Origin of the sequence: Streptomyces parvus (genome assembly GCF_014648875.1) — a bacterium.
In the GTDB taxonomy this organism is placed as follows: domain Bacteria; phylum Actinomycetota; class Actinomycetes; order Streptomycetales; family Streptomycetaceae; genus Streptomyces; species Streptomyces parvus.
On the sequence record NZ_BMRY01000004.1, the window covers coordinates 442,281 to 464,540 of the forward strand.

19 protein-coding genes are annotated in these 22,260 nt (G+C 71.4%); 14 read left to right on the top strand and 5 right to left on the bottom strand.

The window, feature by feature from the left end; all coding sequences use genetic code 11:
• Positions 1-64: 64 nt before the first annotated feature.
• Positions 65-1,540, top strand: coding sequence for an MFS transporter (locus tag IE140_RS15535; protein ID WP_150193125.1), 1,476 nt, complete (start codon positions 65-67; stop codon positions 1,538-1,540).
• A gap of 91 nt (positions 1,541-1,631) precedes the next feature.
• On the opposite strand, the gene IE140_RS15540 is transcribed toward IE140_RS15535, so the two are convergent.
• Complete coding sequence (locus tag IE140_RS15540) at positions 1,632-2,096, bottom strand: group II truncated hemoglobin (protein WP_093442323.1); 465 nt, start codon at positions 2,094-2,096, stop codon at positions 1,632-1,634.
• Positions 2,096-2,701 carry a flavoprotein gene (locus IE140_RS15545; protein WP_150193126.1) on the bottom strand — a complete coding sequence of 202 codons (606 nt, stop codon included), beginning with the start codon at positions 2,699-2,701 and terminating at the stop codon, positions 2,096-2,098. Before IE140_RS15545 ends, IE140_RS15540 begins: the two co-directional genes overlap by 1 nt.
• A gap of 163 nt (positions 2,702-2,864) precedes the next feature.
• Between IE140_RS15545 and hlmE the strand changes: the two genes are divergently transcribed.
• From hlmE to IE140_RS15575, 6 genes are all read left to right on the top strand, one after another.
• Complete coding sequence (hlmE, locus tag IE140_RS15550; protein WP_150193127.1) at positions 2,865-6,155, top strand: holomycin non-ribosomal peptide synthetase HlmE; 3,291 nt, start codon at positions 2,865-2,867, stop codon at positions 6,153-6,155.
• Positions 6,152-7,825 (top strand): GMC family oxidoreductase, encoded by a 1,674-nt coding sequence (locus tag IE140_RS15555; protein ID WP_150193128.1) that lies wholly within the window; start codon positions 6,152-6,154, stop codon positions 7,823-7,825. Before hlmE ends, IE140_RS15555 begins: the two co-directional genes overlap by 4 nt.
• Positions 7,822-8,625: a thioesterase II family protein gene (locus tag IE140_RS15560; protein ID WP_150193129.1), complete on the top strand. Its 804-nt coding sequence runs from the start codon at positions 7,822-7,824 to the stop codon at positions 8,623-8,625. The genes IE140_RS15555 and IE140_RS15560 overlap by 4 nt, the downstream gene beginning before the upstream one ends.
• Positions 8,604-9,761 (top strand): acyl-CoA dehydrogenase family protein, encoded by a 1,158-nt coding sequence (locus IE140_RS15565; protein WP_093442182.1) that lies wholly within the window; start codon positions 8,604-8,606, stop codon positions 9,759-9,761. Before IE140_RS15560 ends, IE140_RS15565 begins: the two co-directional genes overlap by 22 nt.
• An 82-nt stretch (positions 9,762-9,843) precedes the next feature.
• The gene (locus tag IE140_RS15570; protein ID WP_150193130.1) at positions 9,844-10,716 is read left to right on the top strand and encodes a GNAT family N-acetyltransferase; all 873 of its coding nucleotides are present in this window, start codon (positions 9,844-9,846) and stop codon (positions 10,714-10,716) included.
• A gap of 213 nt (positions 10,717-10,929) precedes the next feature.
• Positions 10,930-11,733: an AfsR/SARP family transcriptional regulator gene (locus tag IE140_RS15575; protein WP_167533418.1), complete on the top strand. Its 804-nt coding sequence runs from the start codon at positions 10,930-10,932 to the stop codon at positions 11,731-11,733.
• A gap of 24 nt (positions 11,734-11,757) precedes the next feature.
• Here IE140_RS15575 and IE140_RS15580 read toward each other — a convergent pair whose 3' ends face one another.
• The 3 genes from IE140_RS15580 to IE140_RS15590 form a co-directional block, all read right to left on the bottom strand.
• A complete protein-coding gene (locus IE140_RS15580; protein WP_150193132.1) occupies positions 11,758-12,990 on the bottom strand; it encodes an AMP-binding protein in 1,233 nt (410 codons plus the stop codon).
• Positions 12,991-13,115: 125 nt separating this feature from the next.
• Positions 13,116-13,928: an MGMT family protein gene (locus IE140_RS15585; protein ID WP_229826805.1), complete on the bottom strand. Its 813-nt coding sequence runs from the start codon at positions 13,926-13,928 to the stop codon at positions 13,116-13,118.
• Positions 13,925-14,512: an RNA polymerase sigma factor gene (locus IE140_RS15590; RefSeq protein ID WP_093442171.1), complete on the bottom strand. Its 588-nt coding sequence runs from the start codon at positions 14,510-14,512 to the stop codon at positions 13,925-13,927. The genes IE140_RS15585 and IE140_RS15590 overlap by 4 nt, the downstream gene beginning before the upstream one ends.
• Positions 14,513-14,708: 196 nt before the next feature.
• On the opposite strand from IE140_RS15590, the gene IE140_RS15595 reads away from it, so the two are divergent.
• The 7 genes from IE140_RS15595 (at position 14,709) to IE140_RS15625 (ending at position 22,235) form a co-directional block, all read left to right on the top strand.
• Positions 14,709-16,172: an MFS transporter gene (locus IE140_RS15595; RefSeq protein ID WP_373296166.1), complete on the top strand. Its 1,464-nt coding sequence runs from the start codon at positions 14,709-14,711 to the stop codon at positions 16,170-16,172.
• Entirely contained in the window at positions 16,172-16,945 is a 774-nt protein-coding gene (locus IE140_RS15600) for an SDR family oxidoreductase (protein ID WP_150193134.1), read from the top strand. The genes IE140_RS15595 and IE140_RS15600 overlap by 1 nt, the downstream gene beginning before the upstream one ends.
• Before the next feature lie 54 nt (positions 16,946-16,999).
• Positions 17,000-17,626, top strand: a complete 627-nt coding sequence (locus tag IE140_RS15605; protein WP_032775177.1) for a cupin domain-containing protein — start codon at positions 17,000-17,002, stop codon at positions 17,624-17,626.
• A gap of 142 nt (positions 17,627-17,768) precedes the next feature.
• A complete protein-coding gene (locus tag IE140_RS15610) occupies positions 17,769-18,434 on the top strand; it encodes an O-methyltransferase (protein WP_093442164.1) in 666 nt (221 codons plus the stop codon).
• 30 nt (positions 18,435-18,464) lie between these two features.
• Positions 18,465-19,277, top strand: a complete 813-nt coding sequence (locus IE140_RS15615; RefSeq protein WP_032775180.1) for a 2-amino-3,7-dideoxy-D-threo-hept-6-ulosonate synthase — start codon at positions 18,465-18,467, stop codon at positions 19,275-19,277.
• The gene (locus IE140_RS15620; RefSeq protein WP_093442161.1) at positions 19,274-20,377 is read left to right on the top strand and encodes a 3-dehydroquinate synthase II; all 1,104 of its coding nucleotides are present in this window, start codon (positions 19,274-19,276) and stop codon (positions 20,375-20,377) included. Before IE140_RS15615 ends, IE140_RS15620 begins: the two co-directional genes overlap by 4 nt.
• An 82-nt stretch (positions 20,378-20,459) precedes the next feature.
• Positions 20,460-22,235, top strand: a complete 1,776-nt coding sequence (locus tag IE140_RS15625) for a class I adenylate-forming enzyme family protein (protein ID WP_150193135.1) — start codon at positions 20,460-20,462, stop codon at positions 22,233-22,235.
• Positions 22,236-22,260: the final 25 nt, after the last annotated feature.

Genomic DNA, 22,260 nt, shown 5'->3' on the forward strand with positions numbered 1-22,260 from the left:
GGGACCGAACAGACATGTCCACCGAGTTGCCGACGCCCGACGGGCCCCAGAGGAGAGACCTGCGATGGACCCCACCAAGCCACTGACCGAACCCACGCTGCCCCCGAGAACACCGGCGGCCGGACCGGTGGGCTCCGGCGACGGCCCCGGGGGTGAGGGCCGAGCCCCCGGCAAGGACACCGGGTCCCCGGCCCGACTGGCGTTCGCGATGCTCGCCGTCGTCCAGGCCACGCTGATCTTCACCATCACCCTGATCGCGGTGCCGCTGCCCGCGATCGGCCGGGAGTTCGGCCTGAGCGCCGCGGACCTGGTCCTGGTCAACGCGGCCTACGGGCTTCCCTACAGCGGTCTGCTGCTGTTCGGCGGCCGGCTCGCCGACCGGTACGGCGGCCGCCCGATGTTCGTGCTGGGACTCGTGCTGTTCGGCCTCGCGTCCGCGGCCGGGGCCTGGGCCCCCTCGTTCGAGGCGCTGGTCGCCGTCCGGTTCAGCCAGGGCCTGGGCGCGGCGCTCACCGCACCGGCGGCGCTCGCCGTACTGCGCGCCGTCTTCCGCGAGCCCGCGGCCTTCGGCCGGGCCATGGCGAGCTGGGGCGGTGTGTCCGTCCTCGGCGCCGCGGTCGGCACGCTGACCTCGGGCGCCGTCACCACCTGGGTCTCCTGGCGCTGGATGTTCGCCGTTCCCGTGCTCGTCGCCGCGATCGCGCTTCTGCTGACCCGCCGACTGCTCCCGGCCGACCCCGCCGACGCCTCGGCCGCCCCGCCGGGACTCGACCCGGCAGGGGCACTCCTCGCCACGCTGGGTATCTCGATCGGCAGCTACGGCCTCATCCTCAGCGGTGACCACCCGTGGAGCTCGCCCCACGTCCTCGTACCCCTCGCCATCGGGGCCGTCCTGCTCGTCCTGTTCCTGATGGTCGAACGGCGCGTACGGGATCCGCTCCTGCCGCCCGGCTTCACCATGGAGCCCCGTCGGCTGGTGGGCCTCGTCGGTATCCTGCTGGCAGCGGCGGGCACCGGCCTGGTGACCTTCCTGCTCTCCCTCTACCTCCAGCAGCAGCAGGACTGGTCCACCCTGGCCACGACCGGCGCGTTCGTTCCCTTCACCCTGGCCCTGATCGTCGCCAACCAGCTCGCCGGGCGGGCGGTCGGCCGGTACGGCGCGGGAGCCGTCACCATCGCCGGGCTGGTGGCCGGCGCCGCCGGGCTGGCGCTGCTCACCGGCATCGGCCCCGACAGCTCCTTCGCCCTCGGACTGATGCCGGGCGCGGTTCTGCTGGCGGCGGGCACGTCCTTCATCTTCTCCGGCTCCGCCGTGCTGACCACCACGAACGTCCCCGCCCACCAGGCCGGACTGGCGGGCGGGGTGATGAACACCGCCATGGAACTGGGGCCGACGGTGGGCCTGGCCGCTCTGATGGCGGTGGCCGCGACCCAGGCCGATGTGGTCGTCGGCTACGCCTGGGCGTTCGGCGCCGGAGCCGTCGTCTACCTGGTCGCCGCGCTCGCGGCGACCGCGGTGGTCCGGCGCCGGACCGGCTAGGTACCCGACCGGCCCACGACGCACTGCGGGCGTGCCGTCCCCCCGAGGGGACGGCACGCCCGGCATACCGACCGGCTCCGGCCGGAGCCGGTCAGGCCTTGCCGGGCGGGGACTCGCCCCAGCCCCAGACCGGAACGGTCTCCCGCCGCGAGGGCGGCGCGTCGGGCTGGGAATTCGCCATGGCCCGGCGGGAACCCCATTCGATATACGCGACGAATGCCGACCTGAACTCCGAGTCGGAAGGCAGTCCGACTTCGTCGGCGGCCTCCAGCATCAACGTCACCCAGCGCTGCCGCTGTTCCGGCTGGATAGCCCGGCCACGATGGCTCTTCAGCATGCGCCGGAAACCGCCGAGTTCTTCGGTGTAGGTCGCGGGCCCCCCGAAGACCTCGCCGAGCCAGGTAGCCACGTGCTGAGGGTGGTCATCCGTCATGTACTGGAAGAGCGGGGCGAGGAGTTCGTCCTGGCGCACTCGCCGGTAGAACTCCTCGGTGAGCCGTTCCAGCGTTTCCGCGCCACCGACCCATTCGTACATCGTCGGAATTTCCTCAGCCATCACGACACCTCCGTTCGTCGGTGGTTCTCCGGTGTGGCCAGCAGCTCGGCGACGAGCTTGGCCACCTGCTCGGGCGCGGGCAGCGACGGATGGCTCGCGCGGCTGCCCGTACCGGGGTCGAAACCCTCGTGCCAGACGGGCTCCGGCACGACACAGCCGTCCTCCCGCAGCTGTGCGACATTGCGCCGCACGGCCGGCTTCTCCCACATGCGCGCGCCCATGACCGGGAAGAACGCCACGGGGCAGTCCGCGGCGAGGATCACTGTGCCGAGGCGGTTGGGGGCGGCCCCCGAGGCGGCCATGGCAAGCGTGTTCGCCGTCGCAGGCAGCACCAGCAGGATGTCGTGGTCGGCCGCCAGCCGGGACGGTTTGTCGGTCGGCCAGTCGTCCGGAGACCCCCCGCTGACCACCCGCTCCGCGAACAGCGCCGCCGTCTGCGGCGACAGGAACGAAGTGGCGGCCGGCGTGAGCAGCACGGTGCAGGTGACGTCCAGACGCGCCCGCAGGGCGCCGAGATACGACGGCAACGACGGCGTCGCAATGGAACCGGTGGCGGCGACGAGTATGCGTTTTCCGCTGGAAGGAGAGGGGATCGGATTTTCCATGGCGAAAGGATGAGGGGGAATTCATGATCCGGTCAACACCGTTGTGTTCCCCGTCTCTTGACCGTTCGGTGGTACCGAAGGGGTCCTTCGGTCAGTTCTGCGGTGGCACCGTATTGATGCTTCGTGAGCCGATCCGACACGGTATCGGGGTTGTTCGACGCACGTGGTGAAGAGAGGCGTGGAATTCATGGAAGACCTTGTTGCCGAGTCGCTGAACAGTCACCCCCAGCCCTTGCCCCGGGCCGAATCGCGTCCTGCGGAACGTCATGACGCGTTCCCGCTGACCGACATCCAGCAGGGATACCTGATCGGCCGTCACAAAGGCCTGGAGCTTGGCGGCGTATCCAGCCACTACTTCTTCGAGTTCGACGGGCCCGCCCTGGACGTCCCCCGCCTCACCGCCGCACTCGGCCGGGTCGTGGAACGCCACGACATGCTCCGCGCGGTGACCGACGCCGACGGAGCCCAGCGGGTCCTGGCCGAGACGCCCCCGTACGCCATCGCCGTCACCGACCTGCGCGACGTGTCCGATGCCGAAAGGGACGAGGCACTGGCACGTGTCCGCGCCGAGCTGGAGAACCAGGTCCTGCCCAGCGGCAGTTGGCCGCTCTTCGACATCAGGGCCACGCACCTCCCCGACCAGCGCACCCGGCTGCACGTCAGCGTCGACCTGCTCTTCGTCGACGTCCGCAGCCTCCTGCTGGTCCTCGCGGAGTGGCGGCGCTTCTACGACGACCCCGCCTGGTCCCCGGCCCCGCTCGACCACACCTTCCGCGACCACGTCCTCGCCGAGCGAGAGCTCCGCGACAGCCCGGCCGGCCGCCGCGCCGCCGACTACTGGACGGCGCGCCTCGACGAGATCCCCCCGGCCCCCGACCTGCCTCTGGCCACCGCCCCCGAGCAGATCGGCCCGCCTCACTTCGTCCTGCACCGGGCCGTCCTGCCCCAGGACCGGTGGGCCGCCCTGTCGGCCACGGCCCGCCGGCACGGACTGACCCCCTCCAACCTGCTGCTCGCGGCCTACGCCGAGGTGCTGCGGACCTGGTCGCGGCGGCAGGAGTTCACCCTGACCCTCACCCTGTTCGGCCGGCAGCCGCTGCACCCGGAGACCGACGGCATCGTGGGTAACTTCCTCTCCCCGAACCTGCTCACCGTCGACGGCCGGTCCGACGAGACCTTCGGGCGCCGGGCCGCCCGGGTGCAGAACCGGCTGCTCGCCGACCTGGAGCACTCCGTGTACGGGGGAGTGCGGGTCCTGCGTGAACTGACCCGACGTCAGGGCGACGGGCGCAACGTGTCGATGCCGGTGGTCTTCACCAGCACCCTCGACGGCGCCGAGGGCGACGCCAAGGGCGACCCGCTGAGCGTCTTCGGCGAGCTGGCGCACAGCGCGAGCCAGACTCCCCAGGTCTGGCTGGAGAACCAGGTGTTCGAGGAGAACGGCGCCCTCACCGTCAACTGGAACGCGGTCGACGGGCTGTTCGCCCCCGACACGCTCGACGCCATGTTCCACGCCTACCTGACCCTCCTGGACCGGCTCACCGACGACGAGAGGGCCTGGGAGACCGCAGGTGGCGCCGTGCCCCTGCCCGCGGCCGAACTCGTCGAACGCCGCGCGGCCAACGCGACCGCCACCGACATCCCGCCGCGCCGCCTCCACGAACTGGTGCACGAAGCCGCCCTCCGACGCCCCGACGCCGTGGCCGTGATCGCCGACGGGACCGAGGTCACCTACCGGACGCTCCAGGAGAACGTGCACCGGATCGCCCGACGGCTCCGCTCGGAGGGCTGCGCGGAACCGAACACTCTCGTCGCCGTCTCCATGCGGCCGGGCGCCGCGCAGATCGCCGCCCTGCTGGGTGTTCTGCACGCGGGAGCCGCGTACGTCGCCATCGACCCGGAACTGCCCGAGGAGCGCCGCCACTCCCTGCTGCACCGATGTCGGGCCAAGGCCGTCGTCACCGAGGCGGAACTGGGCGCGTCCCTCAGCTGGCCCGGGGGCATCCGGGTCGTCACCCCCGACGACCCGGCGACGCTGCGGTGCGGCACCGGACCGCTGGAGAGCCGGCAGAGCGTCGACGACCTCGCGTACGTGATCTTCACGTCCGGCTCCACGGGCGAACCGAAGGGGGTGATGATCTCGCACCGCAGCGCCGCGAACACCGTGCAGGACATCAACGCCCGCTTCGAGGTGAACGAGCGGGACCGGGTCCTGGCCCTCGCCCCGGCCGGGTTCGACCTCTCCGTCTACGACGTCTTCGGGATCCTGGGCGCGGGCGGCTGCGTGGTCGTCCCCTCCGCCGGGCGCGGTAACGATGTCGCCCACTGGACGGAGCTGCTGGACCGGCACGGCGTCACCGTCTGGAACAGCGTGCCCGCCCCGATGCGTCTGTGGACCGAGTCCCTGGCCGACCTGGCCGGACAGGACGGCGCCGGACACGGAGCGAGCCTGCGGCTGGCTCTGCTGAGCGGCGACTGGATCCCCGTCGCCCTGCCCGGCCAGATCCGTCGACGCGTCCCGGGCATGCGGACGATCAGCCTGGGCGGGGCGACCGAGGGGTCGATCTGGTCGGTGTGCTACCCGATCGGGGAGGTTCCGGCCGACTGGACGAGCATCCCGTACGGCAAACCGCTCGCCAACCAGACCCTGCACGTCCTCAACACCTGGCTGGAGCCGTCCCCGAGAGGAGTGACGGGCGACATCTACATCGGCGGCGCCGGCGTGGCCCAGGGCTACTGGAGCGACCCGGTACGCACGGCCGAACGGTTCATCGAACACCCGGTGACCGGCGAACGGCTCTACCGGACCGGTGACCTCGGCCGGTACCTGCCCGGCGGGGACATCGAGATCCTCGGCCGTGAGGACTTCCAGGTGAAGATCAACGGCTATCGGGTCGAACTCGGCGAGATCGAGGCCGCTCTGGGCCGGCTGCCGGGCATGCGTCAGGTGATGGTCACCGCCCCGGCCCACCCCCGTACCGGACAGCGCCAGCTGACCGCCCACCTCGTCGGTGACGACCCGGCGGTCCTCGAACCGGTGGCCCTGCGCACCGCGATGGAGGCGGTGCTGCCCGGCTACATGGTCCCCTCGCACTACCTGACACGTGACGCACTCCCGCTCACCGCGAACGGGAAGATCGACCGGGACGCGCTGGCGCTGCCCTGGAGCGACGGTGACGTGACCCAGGGCCGGACCGCGCCGCGCGGCACCGTCGAGGAGCGACTGTTCGCGCTGTGGGCGGAGCTGCTGGGGCACAGCGAGTTCGGCGTCGAGGACGGCTTCTTCGACGTGGGCGGCGACTCGCTGCACGCCGTACGGATCATCGCCCGGCTGCGCGCCGACTTCGGCATCGACGAGGACGCCGAACAGCAGGTCATCGAGGGGCTGTTCATGAACGCGACGATCACGGACTTCACCGAGATCGTCCGGCCCTTCGAGGAGGCCACCGCATGAGCGGCACGGCCCGCGACCTCGACGACGCCACCGGCGACATCCCCTGGGACCACCTCGTGGTCGGTGCGGGCTCCGCGGGATCGGTCACCGCCGCCCGCCTGGTCTCCGCCGGGGCACGCGTGCTGCTGGTGGAGGCGGGCGGGGAGCAGCCGGAAGGGGGCCCGGAGACCAACCCTCTCCGGGACGCCAACCGCCTCATCCTGGAGGGCTTCAACTGGGACCACCGGGCCAACCTCCGCTCCAGCACCCGGTGGGACGAACTCGTCGGCGCCGACGGCACGTCCGGACCCACCGCCTCAGAGGGGCGCAGCCGTGCCCTGTGGACCCGGTTCCCCTACCAGCTGGGCAAGGTCGTCGGCGGCTCGTCCGCGGTGAACGGGGCGATCGCGATGCGCCCGCTGCGCAGGGACTTCGACACCTGGGTGGCGGGCGGCAACCCCGACTGGAGCTGGGACCGGGTCCTGCCGTACTACCGCCGGATCGAGAACGACGCGGACCACCCCGGCGACGCGGCGCACGGCGACCGCGGCGCGATCCCCGTCCGCCGCCCCGGCCCCGCCGACCTGCACGAACTGGAGGTCGCGTTCCGTGCCGCGTGTCTGCGGCTGGGCGTCGAGGACCTGCCCGACCTGAACGGGGGCGGTGAACGCGGAGTCGGCCCGGTGCCGGCCAACTCCGTCGACGGCGAGCGCATCGACGCGGCGACCGCCTACCTCACCGACGTACGCAAACTGCCCGAACTGGAGCTGCGCACCGGCTGCCGGGTCACCCGGGTGCTCTTCGAGGGGCGGCGCGCCGTCGGCGCGGTCCTGGTGGACGACGACGGCCACCGCACCGCGGTGCGGGCCCGGAACGTGATCCTGTGCGCGGGCGCGGTCGGCACACCGGTCGTCCTCCAGCGGTCCGGCGTCGGGGATGCCAGGCTGACGGCCGCGCTCGGTGTGCCCGTCGTCGCCGATCTGCCCGGGGTGGGCGAGAACCTCGCGGACCACCCCTCGGTGGTCATCTGGTCGCTGCCCGGGCCCGGGGTGTGCAAGCCCGGCATGCCGTGGCGGCAGATCGCGGCGCGGATGTCCAGCGGCTACGACGACGACGTCGACGTCCAGGTGGGGCTGCTCAACAACGTGGAGTCCACGACGATCCCCGGGTTCGTCGACCGCCTCGGCTCGCCGATGGCGGTGGGCCTGTCGGTCATGCTGATGCGCCCGGAGTCGCGGGGCCGGGTCTTCGCCGAGAGCGCCGACCCGGACACTCCGCCCGTGATCGAGCTGGGCATGGGCACGGTCGAGCGGGACGTGGACCGCCTCATGCACGGGGTACGCAAGGCCTGGGGCGTCCTGCGGGCGCCCGGCATCGCCGAGCGCCTGGAGCGGACGCAGTTCTGGACCGACCGGATGATCGGCAACGAGGCCGTGCTGCGCAACGGGGTGCGCAACATCATGAACCCCGGCTGGCACGCGGTCGGTTCGGCCCGCATGGGGCCCCCGTCGGACCGGATGTCCGTCGTCGACCAGCGCGGCCGGGTGCACGGCCTCGAAGGACTGCGCGTGGTCGACGCCTCCGTCTTCCCCTCGGTGCCGAGCGTCCCCACCAACCTGACCACGCTGATGCTCGCCGAACGCATCGGTGACGACATCGTCGCCGCGTTCAAGGGAGGGATACCGGCATGAGCCGCGCGACACCCCCGAAGACCCCGGTCCGGCTCTACTGTTTCCCGCACGCCGGCGCCAGTTCCCTGGTGTACCGGGGCTGGCGGGCACCCCAGGGCGTGCCCCTGGAGATCGTCGGCGTCGATCAGCCGGGACGCGGTCCCCGGGCCCGGGACGCCCGCGTCACCCATTACCCGGAGCTGGTCGCCGCCATGGCCGACCAGGTGGCGGCCGATCTGCGGGCCGCCCGCGCGGAGCGGCCCGGGCTGTGCTGGGCCACCTTCGGCCACAGCTTCGGTGCGACGCTCAGCCTGTCGGTGGCCGCGACGGTCGCGCGGAGACTCGGCGAGCGCCCCGAGCGGTCCGTGCTCTCCGCGGCGCTCCCGCCCCGGCTCCAGCCGGAGACCGTCATCGGCGACCTCGACGACGACGCGCTGCTGGCCAAGATGGTCGCCGACGGCGGCACCGCGTCCGCGCTGCTGTCCAACACCACGATGACGCGGCTCCTGGTCCGGATGATGCGGGAGGACGAGGAGATCCGCTGTCAGTTCGGCCGGGAGACGTCCACGCTGAGCGTCGACCACCCGCTGGTCCTGCTCGCCGCCCGGGACGACCCGCATGTGACACCCGCCCAGATGGCCGGCTGGGCGGAGCACAGCACCGAACCCAGCCACCGCGTCGAGATCCCCGGGGGCCACTTCGCGGCGGTGCTCCAACCGGAGCGGGCTCTCGCTCTGGCAGTCGACGGCACGGCCCGGGCCCCCGAAGGGCGACCGGGCCGGGAAGGGGAATCGCTGACATGCGTGAGCGGCCCGAGGTGACCCCGCACTACGGTGCGGAGCACGAGGACTTCCGGAAGATGGTCCGTACGTTCCTGGAACGCGAGGCCGTTCCTCATCACGACCGGTGGGAGAAGGAGGGGATCGTCGACCGCGAGCTGTGGCGGAAGGCCGGTGCCGCCGGGCTCCTCGGCATGGACGCGCCGACCGAGTACGGCGGCGGGGGCGAGCCCGACTTCCGTTACCCGGCCGTCTTCACGGAGGAACTCATCAGGGCGCGGGTCACCGTGCCCGGCTTCGTCGCCCACAACGACGTCGTGGCTTCCTACCTCGCCGTCCGTACGACGCCGGAGCAGCGGCGGCGCTGGCTGCCCGGACTCTGCTCCGGCGAACTCGTCGCAGCCATCGCGATCAGCGAACCGGACGCCGGGTCCAACGTGGCCGACATCCGTACCACCGCCGTCCGGGACGGGGACCACTACGTCCTCAACGGCCAGAAGGTCTTCATCACCAACGGCGAGAACGCCGACCTCGTCCTCGTTGCCGCGCGCACCGCCCCGCAGCGCGGCGGACAGGGCCTGAGCCTGTTCGTCGTGGAGCGGGGAACCGCCGGCTTCGCCCGGGGGAACCGGCTGGAGAAGCTCGGCTGGAACGCCAGCGACACCTGCGAGCTGTTCTTCGACGGCTGCCGCGTTCCCGCCGGCAACCTGGTCGGCAAGGAGCACGCCGGCATGGCCTACCTCATGACCGGGCTGCCGCGTGAACGGCTGAGCATCGCCACGGTCGCGGTCGCCGCCAGCGAACAGATGCTGGAGGACGCCCTGGACTACGCGCGGCGACGCCACGCGTTCGGCCAGGCCATCGGGAGCTTCCAGCACAACCGGTTCCAGCTGGCGACGATGGACACCGAGGTCACCATCGCCCGAGTCTTCCTGGACCACTGCGTCACGCAGATCAACGCGGGCAGGCTGTCGGCCGCCGATGCGGCGAAGGCCAAATGGTGGACCACGGAACTCCAGGTGGAGATATCCAACCGGGCGCTCCAACTGCACGGCGGCTACGGCTACCTGAGAGAGAGCCCGATCTCCCGTGAGTGGGCCAACAGCCGGGTCCAGACGATCTACGGCGGCACCACCGAGATCATGAAGGAAATGATCGGGCGATCCCTCGGCCTGTGAACGCCGCCTCCCACCTCCGCACCTCCGGCCCGGCCCGGCGAGACCGTTCGGGCCCGGCCGGACCAGAAGGGACCACCGCTTCATGAATTCCCACGACCTGTTCACCGTTTCCACCGCCACCCTGGACGACTGGTACCAGGTGGCGGAATGGGCGGACCAGGAGGGCTGGAACGTCGGCGACGGCGACGTGGCCTGCTTCCACCCGACCGACCCCGCCGGCTTCTTCATCGGCCGCCTCGGCGCACGTCCCGTCGCGGCCGTCTCCATCGTCAACTACGACGACCGGTACGCCGTCCTCGGCCACTACCTCACCGACCCGGAGTTCCGCGGCCGGGGCTACGGCCTGGCGACCTGGAAGGCGGCCTTCCCGCACTCGGGGAACCGTACGGTCGGCCTGGACGCGATGCCCGCACAGCAAGCCAACTACGAGACGTCCGGGTTCAAGGCGGTGCACAACACCGTGCACTTCGCCGGGATCCCCGAGCGGCCCGCCCGGCCCGCTGGGCTCGGCGGGCTCGTTGAAGGGGTGGCCCCGGTCACCCCCGAGCACACCGAGGCCCTGGCCGCCTACGACCGCCGCTGCTTCCCGGCCGCCCGGAGCGGGTTCGTCGCCCGATGGCTCACCGCGCCGGGGCGGACCGCCCGCGTCCGGCTGCGCGACGGCGCCGTCGCCGGGTACGGAGTCATCCGCCCGGCCGGTCGCGGCCACCGCATCGGACCGCTCTTCGCGGACACCCCCGAGGACGCCGCCGCGTTGTTCGACGGCCTCGTGGAACACCTCGGCCCCGGCGAGGAGGTGTCCCTCGACATCCCCGGCACCCACGCCGCTTCGGAGGACCTGCTGACCTCCCGGGGCCTGGCGGCGCAGTTCCACACGGTGCGCATGTACACCGGCCCCGTACCCGAGACCGCCGAAGAGCGGGTCTTCGCCATCACCACGCTCGAACTGGGCTGACCGGGCCGAGCGAGACCGGGGGGCCGGGAAGCACGCCGGACGCCTCGGCCCCGGCCCCCCGAGCGGGCCCCGGCTCCTGCCCGGGGCTCCGTGTCCGGCGCTCATCGATTTCCCGGCCGTGCGATGTTCCCGCGCGGTCCCCGTTGTTACCCCCGCCTTGCGACGGCCCGCCCTGGAGTCTTCATGGACATCGGAATATTAGGCCCCCTCCTGGTGTCTGCCGACGACCGTTCCGAAACTGTCGAACTCGCCCCGAAACCCCGCACCGTCCTCGCCCTGCTCGTGGCGAACGCCGGACGCCTCATCCCGGTGTCCTCCCTGGTGCGGGAGGTGTGGAACGGCTTCCCGCCCGCCAGCTCCCTGCGCAACATCCAGACCTATGTCTTCCAGTCGCGGAAGGCACTGACGCAGATCAACGGCATGCCCCTGCGCGAGGTGGGTCAGGAGCTGATTCTCACCCGGCCCGGCGGATACATGTTCAGCGACTCCGTCGCCCGGTTCGACCACCGGGACTATCTGCAGCTGGCCGAGCGCGGCCGGGATGCCCTGCGCACCGGCGCCGTCGGAGAAGGGACCGACGTCTTCGCCCGAGCCCTGGCCCTGTGGCGGGGGCCCGCGTTCGTCGACACGGTCATGGGCCCCGCACTGGAGGCCCGGCGACGCCACCTGGAGGAATCCCGGCTCGGCGTCGTGGAGTCCCTCTGCGCCGGCCGCATCGAGCTGGGGCACTATCACGAGGCGTTGTCCGACCTCTCCGCTTCGGTGTCCGAACACCCCCTGCACGAAGGCCTGCATCTGCAGTACATGCGGGTGCTGGACATACTGGGCTCCAGAGCCCAGGCCCTGGAGGCCTACCACCGGCTGCGGCTCAACCTCGTGACCGAGCTCGGCATCGAGCCCGGAGCTCCGGTGCAGCGGCTCCAGCAACGCATCCTCAACGCCACGGACATGAACCGCACGGCACCCCACCCGCCGACCGGCATGATGACCCCGGTCGCGCGGCAGACGGCAGTTTGACGACAGGCCCCAGGGGGCGCCCCCCTAGGGCCTGGGCCGGGCGCTGCGCGACAGCGCCCGGCCGGCCGTGCGATCCGCCAGCAGCAGGTGATCGAGACCGTGCACCCGGTCACCGCGGTCGGCGGCGGGATCGATCCGGCCGAGGATCCGCAACGCGCCCCCGGCCGGATCGAAGGCAGCCCGGTCACGGGTGCAGAGCCAGCCGGGACTGTCCGGCGCCCCGTCGGCCACGAAGCGCGCGGGAGGCGGCTCCTCGGAGAGATAGGGGGTGTGATCCAGACGCACCTGCAATTCCTCCCCGATGAGCCGCACCTGCCGCCCCGGGACGACCGGCCCCACTGAGCCGGGGCCGTACCACCCGGTCGGGTCGGCCGCGACGACCCCGGACTCCGTGGTGCCGTACGCCTGCCCGATGCGCACGCCGTAGCGGTCGGCGAAGCCGGCGTACACCCGGTCCGGCAGCCGCTCACCGCCCGACACGGCGCGGCGCAGCCCCGGCACCCGTACCGGGCGGTCGCCCAGGGCCAGCTCCGTGAAGTGGGCGGTCGTGCCGAGGATCGTGTCGGCGCCCGACCGCAGTGCGGTGCGCAGGACGGCGGGGCGGGCCGACCGGGGAGCGAAGACGGTCACGGCGCCCACGTGCATGTTGTGCAGCAGACCGCCGACCAGGCTGAAGGAGTGAGTGACCGGGCCGAGCACCAGGACCCGCGCGCCGGCCCCCGGCATGCCGGGGACCCGCCGGAAGCTGTCCAGCTCGGCCAGCAGAGAAGAGCCCGTACGTCCCACCGCCTTGGCGAAGCCGGTGCTCCCCGAGGTGAAGTGGACGAGGCAGTGGGCCGTCGCGGCGGGGAGCCCGCGACGCATGCGGCGCACGAGGATCTCGCACTCGTCATGGAAGGTCCGGCGGCCGTGGCCGCTGCCGCTGAAGGCGACGTGGAACTGAGGACGCCGGCTGTCCAGCAGCCGGGCCAGCTCGATGCCGCGTATCTCCTGCCCGATCAGCATCACCTGGGCGCCCAACGCCCACAGCGCCAGGGCCGACCGCAGTTGGGAGAAGCTGGGAGTGCCCTGGAGGGCGACGGTGGTGCCCGACCGGATGCCGTGTGCGGTGAACAGGTCCCTGAGCCTGCTCGTCTGGGTGCGCAGAAGTCCGTACGTCACCGCGTGGTCGCCCTCGGCCCAGACAGCCCCGGAGGGATGCCGGGCCAGTAACTCCGCTCCCCACCAGTCGGATTCACCACCGGATGCGTGACGCATGGCGTGTTCACTCCCCACTCGCTGTCAGGACCGCTCGTTCCGGGTACCACTCGCTTCGAGGGCTGTGTCTTCGGAGAAACACCGCGGCGCGGCGGAGGGTTGCATCCGCGCCGGTCCTCCGCCCCTCAGACGGCGAGGGGACGGCAGCTGCGGCACGCCCGGTATCCCGCCCGGCGGGCCGCGGAGGCGTCGGAGAACGGCTGCTGATGCCGCAGGGTGATGCGGCGGGCGTGGGCGCAGGTGGGGTGGCAGTAGATCCGGGTGGTCCGGCTGCCGAGGAAGACGGCTCCCTCGCGTGACAGGCCGGCCAGCCGCTCCATGTCGATGTGCTCCGCGGCCCGCAGCGCCCGGCCCGTCCCCGATGGATAGGAGACGTCGCACGGCGAGCCGTGCTCGGCGGTGATCCGATGGCAGGGGACCAGCAGCGTCGCCGGGTTGGCGGCGAGTGCCCGGGTCACGATCCCGGGCTCGTGCCCCACTCCCGCCTCCCGGGCGACCCAGCTGATCGGGCGCAACTGCCCCCGAGGGACGGTCCGCACGGCTTCCAGCACAGCGCGGTGTTCCTCGTCCACGGAGCTCAGGTCGACGGGGAGGGACTTGGTCCGCCCGGTGCGCACGGCGGGACGCAGCCCCGGCAGGGCGGTGTCCGAGCGGATGGCCGTGCGACGGGTCCGGCTCCAGTGGATCTCTTCGAACATGTCGGTGCTGACGACCATGGTCTCCATCATGGCGCCGGTGACCGCGTGCGGGCTGCAGGCCACGTAGAGCCCTCCGGCACCCGTCTCCAGCCGTACGTACCTGTCGTAGCGCTCGACGGAAATCCCCACATGCCGCAGCACCCGCAGGCCGTAGTCCACCGGTGCTGAGGTGGTGAGGGCTGCCAGCGCGCTCTCCACATCCTGCTGCGGAGAGGCAGCGCCTTCGTCGTTCGTCGTCACTTCGACACCTCCCTCGGGGGCGGGTCCTCGGTCGCCATCAGCTGACGCAGGCTACCGACACCACGGGACACCTGTGCTTTGACCGTCCCTACCGGGCAACCCTGCACCTCGGCGATTTCCTGGTAATTCAGGCCGACGATGTGGCGGAGCACGACGGCGACCCTCGGATTCTCCGGTAACTCCGCCAGGGCTGACACGAGCCGGTTCCTGTCCAGGGCCGTGCCGGCGCGTTCGTCGGGGCCCGGGCGCTGGTCGGGCCAGACCTGGCAGACCTCCTCGACCGGGGCGGCCGACACCGGACGGCGCACGCTGGAACGGACGTGGTTGCGCCAGACGTTGGCCGCGATGGTCATCAGCCAGGCACGCGGCCGCAGCTCGCGACGCCGCTGAGGCGAATATCCCTGCAACGCCGTGTAGGCGCGCAGAAACGTGTCCTGCCCCAGGTCGTCCGCCTCGGTGGCGGAACCGGTCACCCGGAGCAGAAACGCGCGGACCGCCGTGGCGTGGACCCGCACCAGCTCCGTGAAGCCGTCGTCGAGATCCGCTGCCAGGCGTGCTGTCACCTGCTCGGCCATGTCATCCATCACCCATCAGAACACCACGGCCCCCCGGAGGGTTGCACCCGAACCTCCGGACCCGCCGGAGCCCCCCTCGCCTCCCGCCGGAACCCCGTCGGAACCCCGCCGGAACCCCGTCGTGTCCGGCGTGCAACTGCCCGGCGTCCGCCGGTGTTCCACCTCCTGCAAACCAGCGCATGGCAGACGTGACGAAAGGAAGACCATGTCCGACGTGGAGGAGAGGACCGGCGCACCAGCCGTGTCCGCAGTGGATCAGGGCGTCATGACCAGTCGCCAGAAACTGGCGCTGGCGGTGCTGTTGGGCGCCCAGTTCATGCTGGCCGCCGATTTCTCCATCCTGACCGTCTCCCTGCCGGTGATCGGGGACTCGCTGGGGTTCTCGCTCGACTCGCTGCAGTGGATCACCACGGCCTTCGCCCTGCCCGCCGCCGGGTTCACGCTGCTGTTCGGGCGGATCGCGGATCTGTGGGGGCGCCGCAGGCTGTTCCTCATCGGCATCGTGCTCCTGGCCGTCGCCTCCCTCGTCGGCGGGCTGGCGAACTCCCCGGAGGTCCTGCTGGCCGCCCGCGTCGCCCAGGGTGTGGCCACGGCCATCTCGGTGCCCTCGGCGCTGTCGCTGATGACCACGACGTTCCCCGAGGGGCCGTTGCGGCAGAAGGCCCTCGGGCTCAACGGAGCGCTGGTCGGCGCCGGGTTCAGCGCGGGCGCGCTGCTGGGCGGGGTGCTGACGGAGAGCCTGAGCTGGCGCTGGTCCTTCCTGATCAACGTCCCGGTGGTCGTGCTCCTCGTCATCGGCACGGTGATGGTCATCCCCGAGGGCCGGGCGACCGTCCGCACCCGCCTGGACGTGCCGGGCGCCATCACCGTCACCGGTGGTCTGCTGGCCCTGGTCTTCGGCATCACCACCGCCGGGCACGAAGGCTGGGGCGCGTCTTCCGTCTACCTGTGGCTCGCGGTGGCCGCGGTGCTTCTGGTCGCCTTCTGGTTCATCGAGCTGAACAGCGCCAACCCGCTCGCCCCGGTGCGGGTGCTGAAGCGTGGCTCCGTGCTGTGGGGCAACTTCGGCGGCTTCGCCACGATCGCCATGGCGACGGCGACCTCCTTCGCCGCCACGCTGTACATGCAGAAGGTGCTGGGCTTCTCCGCGTTCACGACGGGCGTGGCGATCGGCCTGCCCGGCATCGCGATCATCGTGGCCGGGACGATCGCGCCCCGGCTGCTGGCCCGGCTCGGGGCCCCCGCGGTCCTCTCGCTCGCCCTGGTCGTCCAGTCCCTCGGCTTCGCCGTTCTGCTGGGGCTCAGCGACAGTGACATGGGCGCGGTCCTGGTCTTCGTCGGACTCGCCGTCGGGTTCTTCGCCCATGCCTACGCCATCGTGGCGTACATGGTCAGTGCCACGTCGGGGCTGCCCGACGAGGAGCAGGGACTCGCCACCGGTCTCACCACGATGAGCATGCAGATCGCCATCACCCTGGGCATTCCGGTGATCAGCGCGGTGATCTCGGCCCGGACGGCGGCGCTGGAGAGGACCGGATCCGAGACCGACGCCGTCCTCGGCGGCGTGCGTGCGGGTGTGCTCGTCGACGCGCTCTTCCTGCTCGCGGCCGCCGCGATCGTGTGGGTGTTCCTGGCCCGCAAGGCCCGCACCGGGAAGGGCGCCCTCTGATGGCGGCGCTCACGGGCAAAGTGGCCGTGGTGACCGGGGCCAGCCGGGGCATCGGCCGGGCGACGGCCGAGAGGCTCGCGGCGCGAGGCGCCGTGGTGGCCGTCCACTACGCCTCCGACCGGACGGCGGCCCAGGAGGTCGTCGAGTCCATCGCGGCAGCCGGAGGCGCGGCTTTCCCGGTGCAGGCGGAATTCTCCTCACCGGACGGTCCCGCCGAACTCTGGGAGGCATTCGACGCCTCCATCGGTGCGTACACGGACGGCGGCGAGGCGCGCGTCGACATTCTCGTGAACAACGCGGCAACTCTGGTCCGAGGATCACTGGAAGAAGCCAAACCCGACGACTACGAGCGAATGATGGCGGTGAATCTCAGGGCGCCCTTCTTTCTCGTTCAGCAGGCGCTGGGACGATTGCGCGACGGCTCCCGCATCATTAATGTGTCGTCTGCCGTCACGCGTATGACCTTCCCGGGAACGGCCGTCTACGGCCTGACCAAAGGCGCACTGAACACCTTCACGCTCGGCCTGGCACAGGAGCTCGGCGGGCGGGGCATCACGGTCAACGCGGTCTCTCCCGGCCCCCTGGACACCGACGCCAACGCGGACTGGCTGCGCGGCAACACCCAGGCGCAACAGCAGGTCTCCGAGCAGTCGGCGCTGGGGAGGGTGGGGCAGGCGGGTGACGTCGCCGATGTCATCACCTACCTCGCGACCGATGAGGCGCGGTGGATCACCGGCCAGGTCATCGACGCCAGTGGCGGCACACGGCTCTGAACTTCGGCAGGCGCGGCGCTCTGTTCGCCCGCCTCGATGAAAGGGAGGCCCTGGATGGCTGTCAGCAGGGGAGAGGTCTACGAGAACCCCCGATGCCGCGAGCGGGTGGTGATCCGCACACCCGCCGAGGAGACCGGCGGTCAGCGCACCATCATGGATGTGTACGTGCAGCCCGGCGGCGCCGTATCCGGGGCGCATGTCCATCCTCTGAGCGAGGAACGGTTCACGCTGGTCCGCGGACGGGTCGCGTTCTGGGTCGATGGCCGGGAAGTGGTCCTGGACCGGCCGGGGCAGACCATCCTGATACCCGCCGGAGCCAAGCACCGCTGGTGGAACGCCGGCGGCGACGAGTCCCGGCACGTCTGCGAACTGATCGGCCGTGCGGACCGGTTCGAGAAGCTGGTCCTGCGTCAGCTCTTCGGACTGGCGCAGGACGGCAAGACCACCCCGGAGGGGATGCCCCATCTGCTCCAGCAGGCAGTGACCACGCTGGAGTTCGAGGACGTCCTGCGGTTCACCTCGCCCGCCTGGCCGGTGCAGCGCGTGCTGTTCGGGGTCCTCGCCCCGATCGCGCGGCTGCTCGGCTACCAGGGCTGCAACCCCGAGTACATGGAACGCAAGCCCAGCGAGATCGCCGAACTGGAGCCGCTGCCCGACGAGGTCGCCGCCTGGCACTGCTGAGCCCGTAGGAAAGAGAAGAAGGGGGCGGTCCGGTGCGTCGCCCCCTTCTTCTTCATGCCTTTTTCGGTTTCGGAATACGAAATTCCTGATGCCTGTATAAATTCTGGGATGATCCTGGTGCGGGCGCTGCCAGGATCTCCCCATGAGACCGACATTGGTATCCGAAACGCTGCACGAATACATCGTGGAGAACAGCCTCCCGGTCGATGACGTACAGCGCGCTCTGATGGAACGCACGGCCGCGGTCGGCGACCGGGCCCGCATGCGGATCGGAACTCCACAAGGAACCTTCTTCACGCTCCTCGCGCAGATGATGTCCGCGCGCAAGGCCATCGAAGTCGGCACGTTCACCGGTTATTCGGCGCTCAGCATCGCCCGCGGTCTGCCGGCCGACGGCCACCTCCTCACCTGTGACGTCAGTGAGGAGTGGACGGCCATCGCCCAGGAGGCGTGGAAGGAGGCCGGCGTCTCCGACCGGATCGAGCTGCGGCTCGGCCCCGCGCTGGACACGCTGCGCTCGCTGCCGACGGACCCCGAGTGGGACCTCGCCTTCATCGACGCGGACAAGGCGAACTACACCGCCTACTACGAGGAGCTCGTGCCGCGGATGCGCCCGGGCGGGGTGATCCTCGTCGACAACGTCCTGTGGTTCTCGACCGTGGTCGACGACCCCGAGGGCGAGGGCGCCCCCATGCGCGCGTTCAACGCCCATGTCGCGGCCGACCCGCGCGTCGAGGCGGTCATCCTGTCGATCGGCGACGGAGTGACAGTGGTCCGCAAGAGGGCGCAGGACCCCGGTCGGCCGTAGATCCCTCCTCGTCGCACAAGGGAGTGCCTGATGAGAACGTCCTCCACCGGAAAGTCCCTGCGCCTGGCCCGGCTCTCCCGCCACCAGGACGGGCGCTACCTCTTCGTTCCGCTCGACCACTCGGTGTCCGACGGCCCGATCACCGCGGCGGACGCCTTCGACGGGCTGATCCGTGACGTCGTCGCGGGCGGCGCCGACGGCATCGTGGTGCACAAGGGCCGGGCCCGGGCGATCGCTCCCGAACGCCTCGCCGGCTGCTCGCTCCTGGTCCACCTCAGCGCCAGCACGGCTCACGGCCCCGATGTCAACGCCAAGGTCCTGGTCGGGGACGTCGAGGACGCCATCCGGCTCGGCGCCGACGCGGTGAGCGTGCACGTGAACATCGGCTCCGACACCGAGTCGGAGCAGCTGGCGGACCTCGGCGCCGTCGCGGCTGCGTGTGATCGCTGGGGCATGCCCCTGCTGGCCATGATCTACCCACGTGGCCCCCGGGTCACCGACCCCTACGACCCCGTCCTGATATCCCACGTGGTCAACATCGCGGCCGACCTCGGTGTGGACATCGTCAAGACCGTGCTCGCCTCACCGGTCGAGCGCATGGCCGAGGTCGTCGAGAGCTCCCCGTTGCCCGTGATCGTGGCGGGCGGCGGCCTCGGCACCTCCAGCCTGGCCGATTTCGCGACCGTCGCGCTCTCCGCCGGATGCCGGGGGCTGGCCGTCGGACGCCGCGTGTTCGGCTCCGCCGACCCCCGCGCGACCGTGCTGGAACTGGCCCAGATCCTGCACGGCCCCAGCAGTCCCCCCTTCCCCGAACCCTCTCTGCGAATGGCAGGTGCCCTGTGAAGCTCAGCTGGATCGACATCCGCTCCGTCGGATCGGCCAAGGCAGCGATCGTGGAGGAGGCGATCCACGCCCGTGTGGAGGGCATCCTCGCCTCGGACCCGGCGGACCTGGAAGGTCTGCCGCCCACCGTACGCAGGATCCTCTTCCTCCAGGGGCAGCCACTGCCCGAGAGCTTCGGGAACGCCGACATCGTCGTCGTCGAGCCCGACAAGCACGGCGAACCCTCCGAACTGGCCCACCTCCACCCCGGCATCGAGTTCGGCCGGTACGTCGAGATCATCGATGCGGACACCCTGGAGGACGCCTGCCGGTCCGCCCGCACGGACCGCTGGAGCCTGCTGTACTTCCGCGACCCCACCAAGATCCCGCTGGAGATCGTGATCGCCGCGGCCGCCCGGTCCGAGGGCAGCCTCGTCACCGTCGCCCAGGACGTCGAGGAGGCCGAGATCATCTTCGGCGTCCTCGAGCTGGGTTCGGACGGCGTCCTCATGGCCCCGGCGGCCGTCGGCGACGCGACCGCCCTGAAGCGGGCCGCCGACTCCGGCGTGGCCGACGTGCAGCTCACCGAGCTGGAGGTCACCTCCACCGCCCACGTCGGCATGGGCGACCGGGCCTGCGTGGACACCGCCACGTACTTCCGCGAGGACGAAGGGATCCTCGTCGGCTCGACGTCCAAAGGCATGATCCTCTGCGTCAGTGAGACGCACCCCCTGCCCTACATGCCCACCCGGCCCTTCCGGGTCAACGCCGGCGCCATCCACTCGTACACCCTGGGGCAGAACGAGCGCACCAACTACCTCAGCGAGCTGAAGGCCGGCAGCCGGATCACCGCGGTGGACATCCACGGGAAGACCCGGCTGGTGACGGTCGGCCGGGTGAAGATCGAGAGCCGCCCGCTGATCCTCATCGAGGCCACGGCCCCCGACGGACGCACCGCCAACCTGATCCTCCAGGACGACTGGCACGTCCGGGTCCTGGGACCGGGCGGCAAGGTCCTCAACAGCACGGAGCTGAAGCCCGGCGACAAGGTCCTGGGCTACCTGCCCTCCGAGGACCGCCACGTCGGCTACCCGATCGACGAGTTCTGCCTGGAGAAGTGAGCGACCCGGCGGCGGCCCCGACGGCCGCCGCCGGCCCCGCCTCCACCGAAGCCGGCCGCCGCACCACGAGAGAGGCACACGCATGAACATCCTCCGGACCCAGCGGTCCGCCGCGCAACGCCTGCGTCTGACGCTCGACCGGCAGTTGGGCGCCGGCAACTTCTTCTGGCACGCCTGGCGCATCGCCACCGACCGGGACCGGCCGCTCCTCTTCCACCCCGATGTCACCTCCGGCACCTGGGACGAGGGCGAGCTGCCCGGACACTCGCTCAACGACCTGCGGATCACCGCCATCCGGTACGCGCACTGGTACCGCAGCCACGGAGTGCTCCCGGGCACCCACGTCGGCGTCCACACCCGCAACGGCCTGTACGGACTGCTCCACCACATCGCGATCACCGGCCTCGGCGCGGTCGCCGTGCACTGCAACCCCAAGATGCCCGTCGACACCGCCGCCGAGTACTTCCGGCGCACCCGCACCACCGTGCTCGTCGGCGACGCGGATCTGCTCGCCGGATGCGCCGGGGCCTGGGAACGGTCGGGCACCACCCCGCACAAGAAGATCCTCACCGAGGACATCCGGCACCTCGACGAGACCGCGCCGCGTCCCTCGGGGCCGCTGCCCGGATTCCCGTACGCGCACCGGGGCGACGACCTCGTGATGATCTCGCACTCCTCGGGAACCACCGGCCGCCCCAAGGCCCCCGTCTTCACCCACGCCTCCTTCTTCGACGGCAAGCGCGAACGGCTGTGGACCTTCCCGTCCCTGACATCGGACCGGATGCTGACCGCCCTGCCGCACAGCCACTCCGCGGGCATCAGCTATCTGAGCCTCGCCCTGCTGCTGGGCATCCCCACCCTCGTCCTCGACGGCGCGGACGGGGCATCGGTCGTACGGGCCGTCAACCGCTTCCGCCCGACCTTCGTCCTGGGCTTCCCGCTGACCCTGGCGGAGGTCGACGTCGCGCAGATCACGCCGTACGGCGCCCAGTCCATCCACACCTGGAACGGGATGGGCGACGCCTCGCACGAGCGGCACATCCGGCCGCTCACCGCACTCGGCATGCGGCGCGAGGGACGCCGCCGGGTCGCGGGCTCGGCCTACGTCGACGGCCTGGGCTCCTCCGAGATGGGCATGGTCCTCTTCCGTACCGTCCACACGCCGGAGACCACCGAGTTCGGCCGGCTCATCGGCCTCCCCGTCAAGGCTGTTCGCGACGCGGCCGTCCTCGACGAGCAGGGCAGGCCGGTGCCCGACGGGCAGCCCGGACTCCTCGGGGTGCGCACCCCGAGCGTCACCCCCGGCTACTGGGACGACCCGTCCCTGAGCCGGGACTCCCTCAGCAACGGCTACTTCCTGACCGGGGACGTGGTCCGCCGGGAGGCCGACGGCCGCTGGTACCACCTGGACCGCACCCCCGACGTGATCCACACCGAGTCCGGCCCGGTCCACAGCCTCCCGCTGGAGGAGTCGGTGCTGCTGACCACACAGGCCCTGGACACCGCCGTCGTCGCCGTGGAGGACCCCGACCACCCCGGGGCGTCCCTCCCGGCCGCCGTCGTGCTGTTCGACGACGGCGTGCCGCGCTCCGCCCGTGACCTGCTGGACCTGTGCAACGTCGCGTTGCAGCGCAAGGCGCTCGCCCCGCTCGCCGCCCTCGTCGTGGCCGCGGACCGCACGGAACTGCCGGTGGGCCCGACGGGGAAGATCCTCAAGCGCGTCCTGCGCGAGGAGCACGGCCCCGTCCTGCGCCGCCCCGCCGGAGGGCCCGTGGCACACGACCGCGCCGCACCGGCCGCCGGGTCCGCCCCGGAACCCGCGGACGCCGGCCCGGGCACCGCCCGCGAGACGGCGTGACCCTCCACCGACGCCCCCGCCGGAC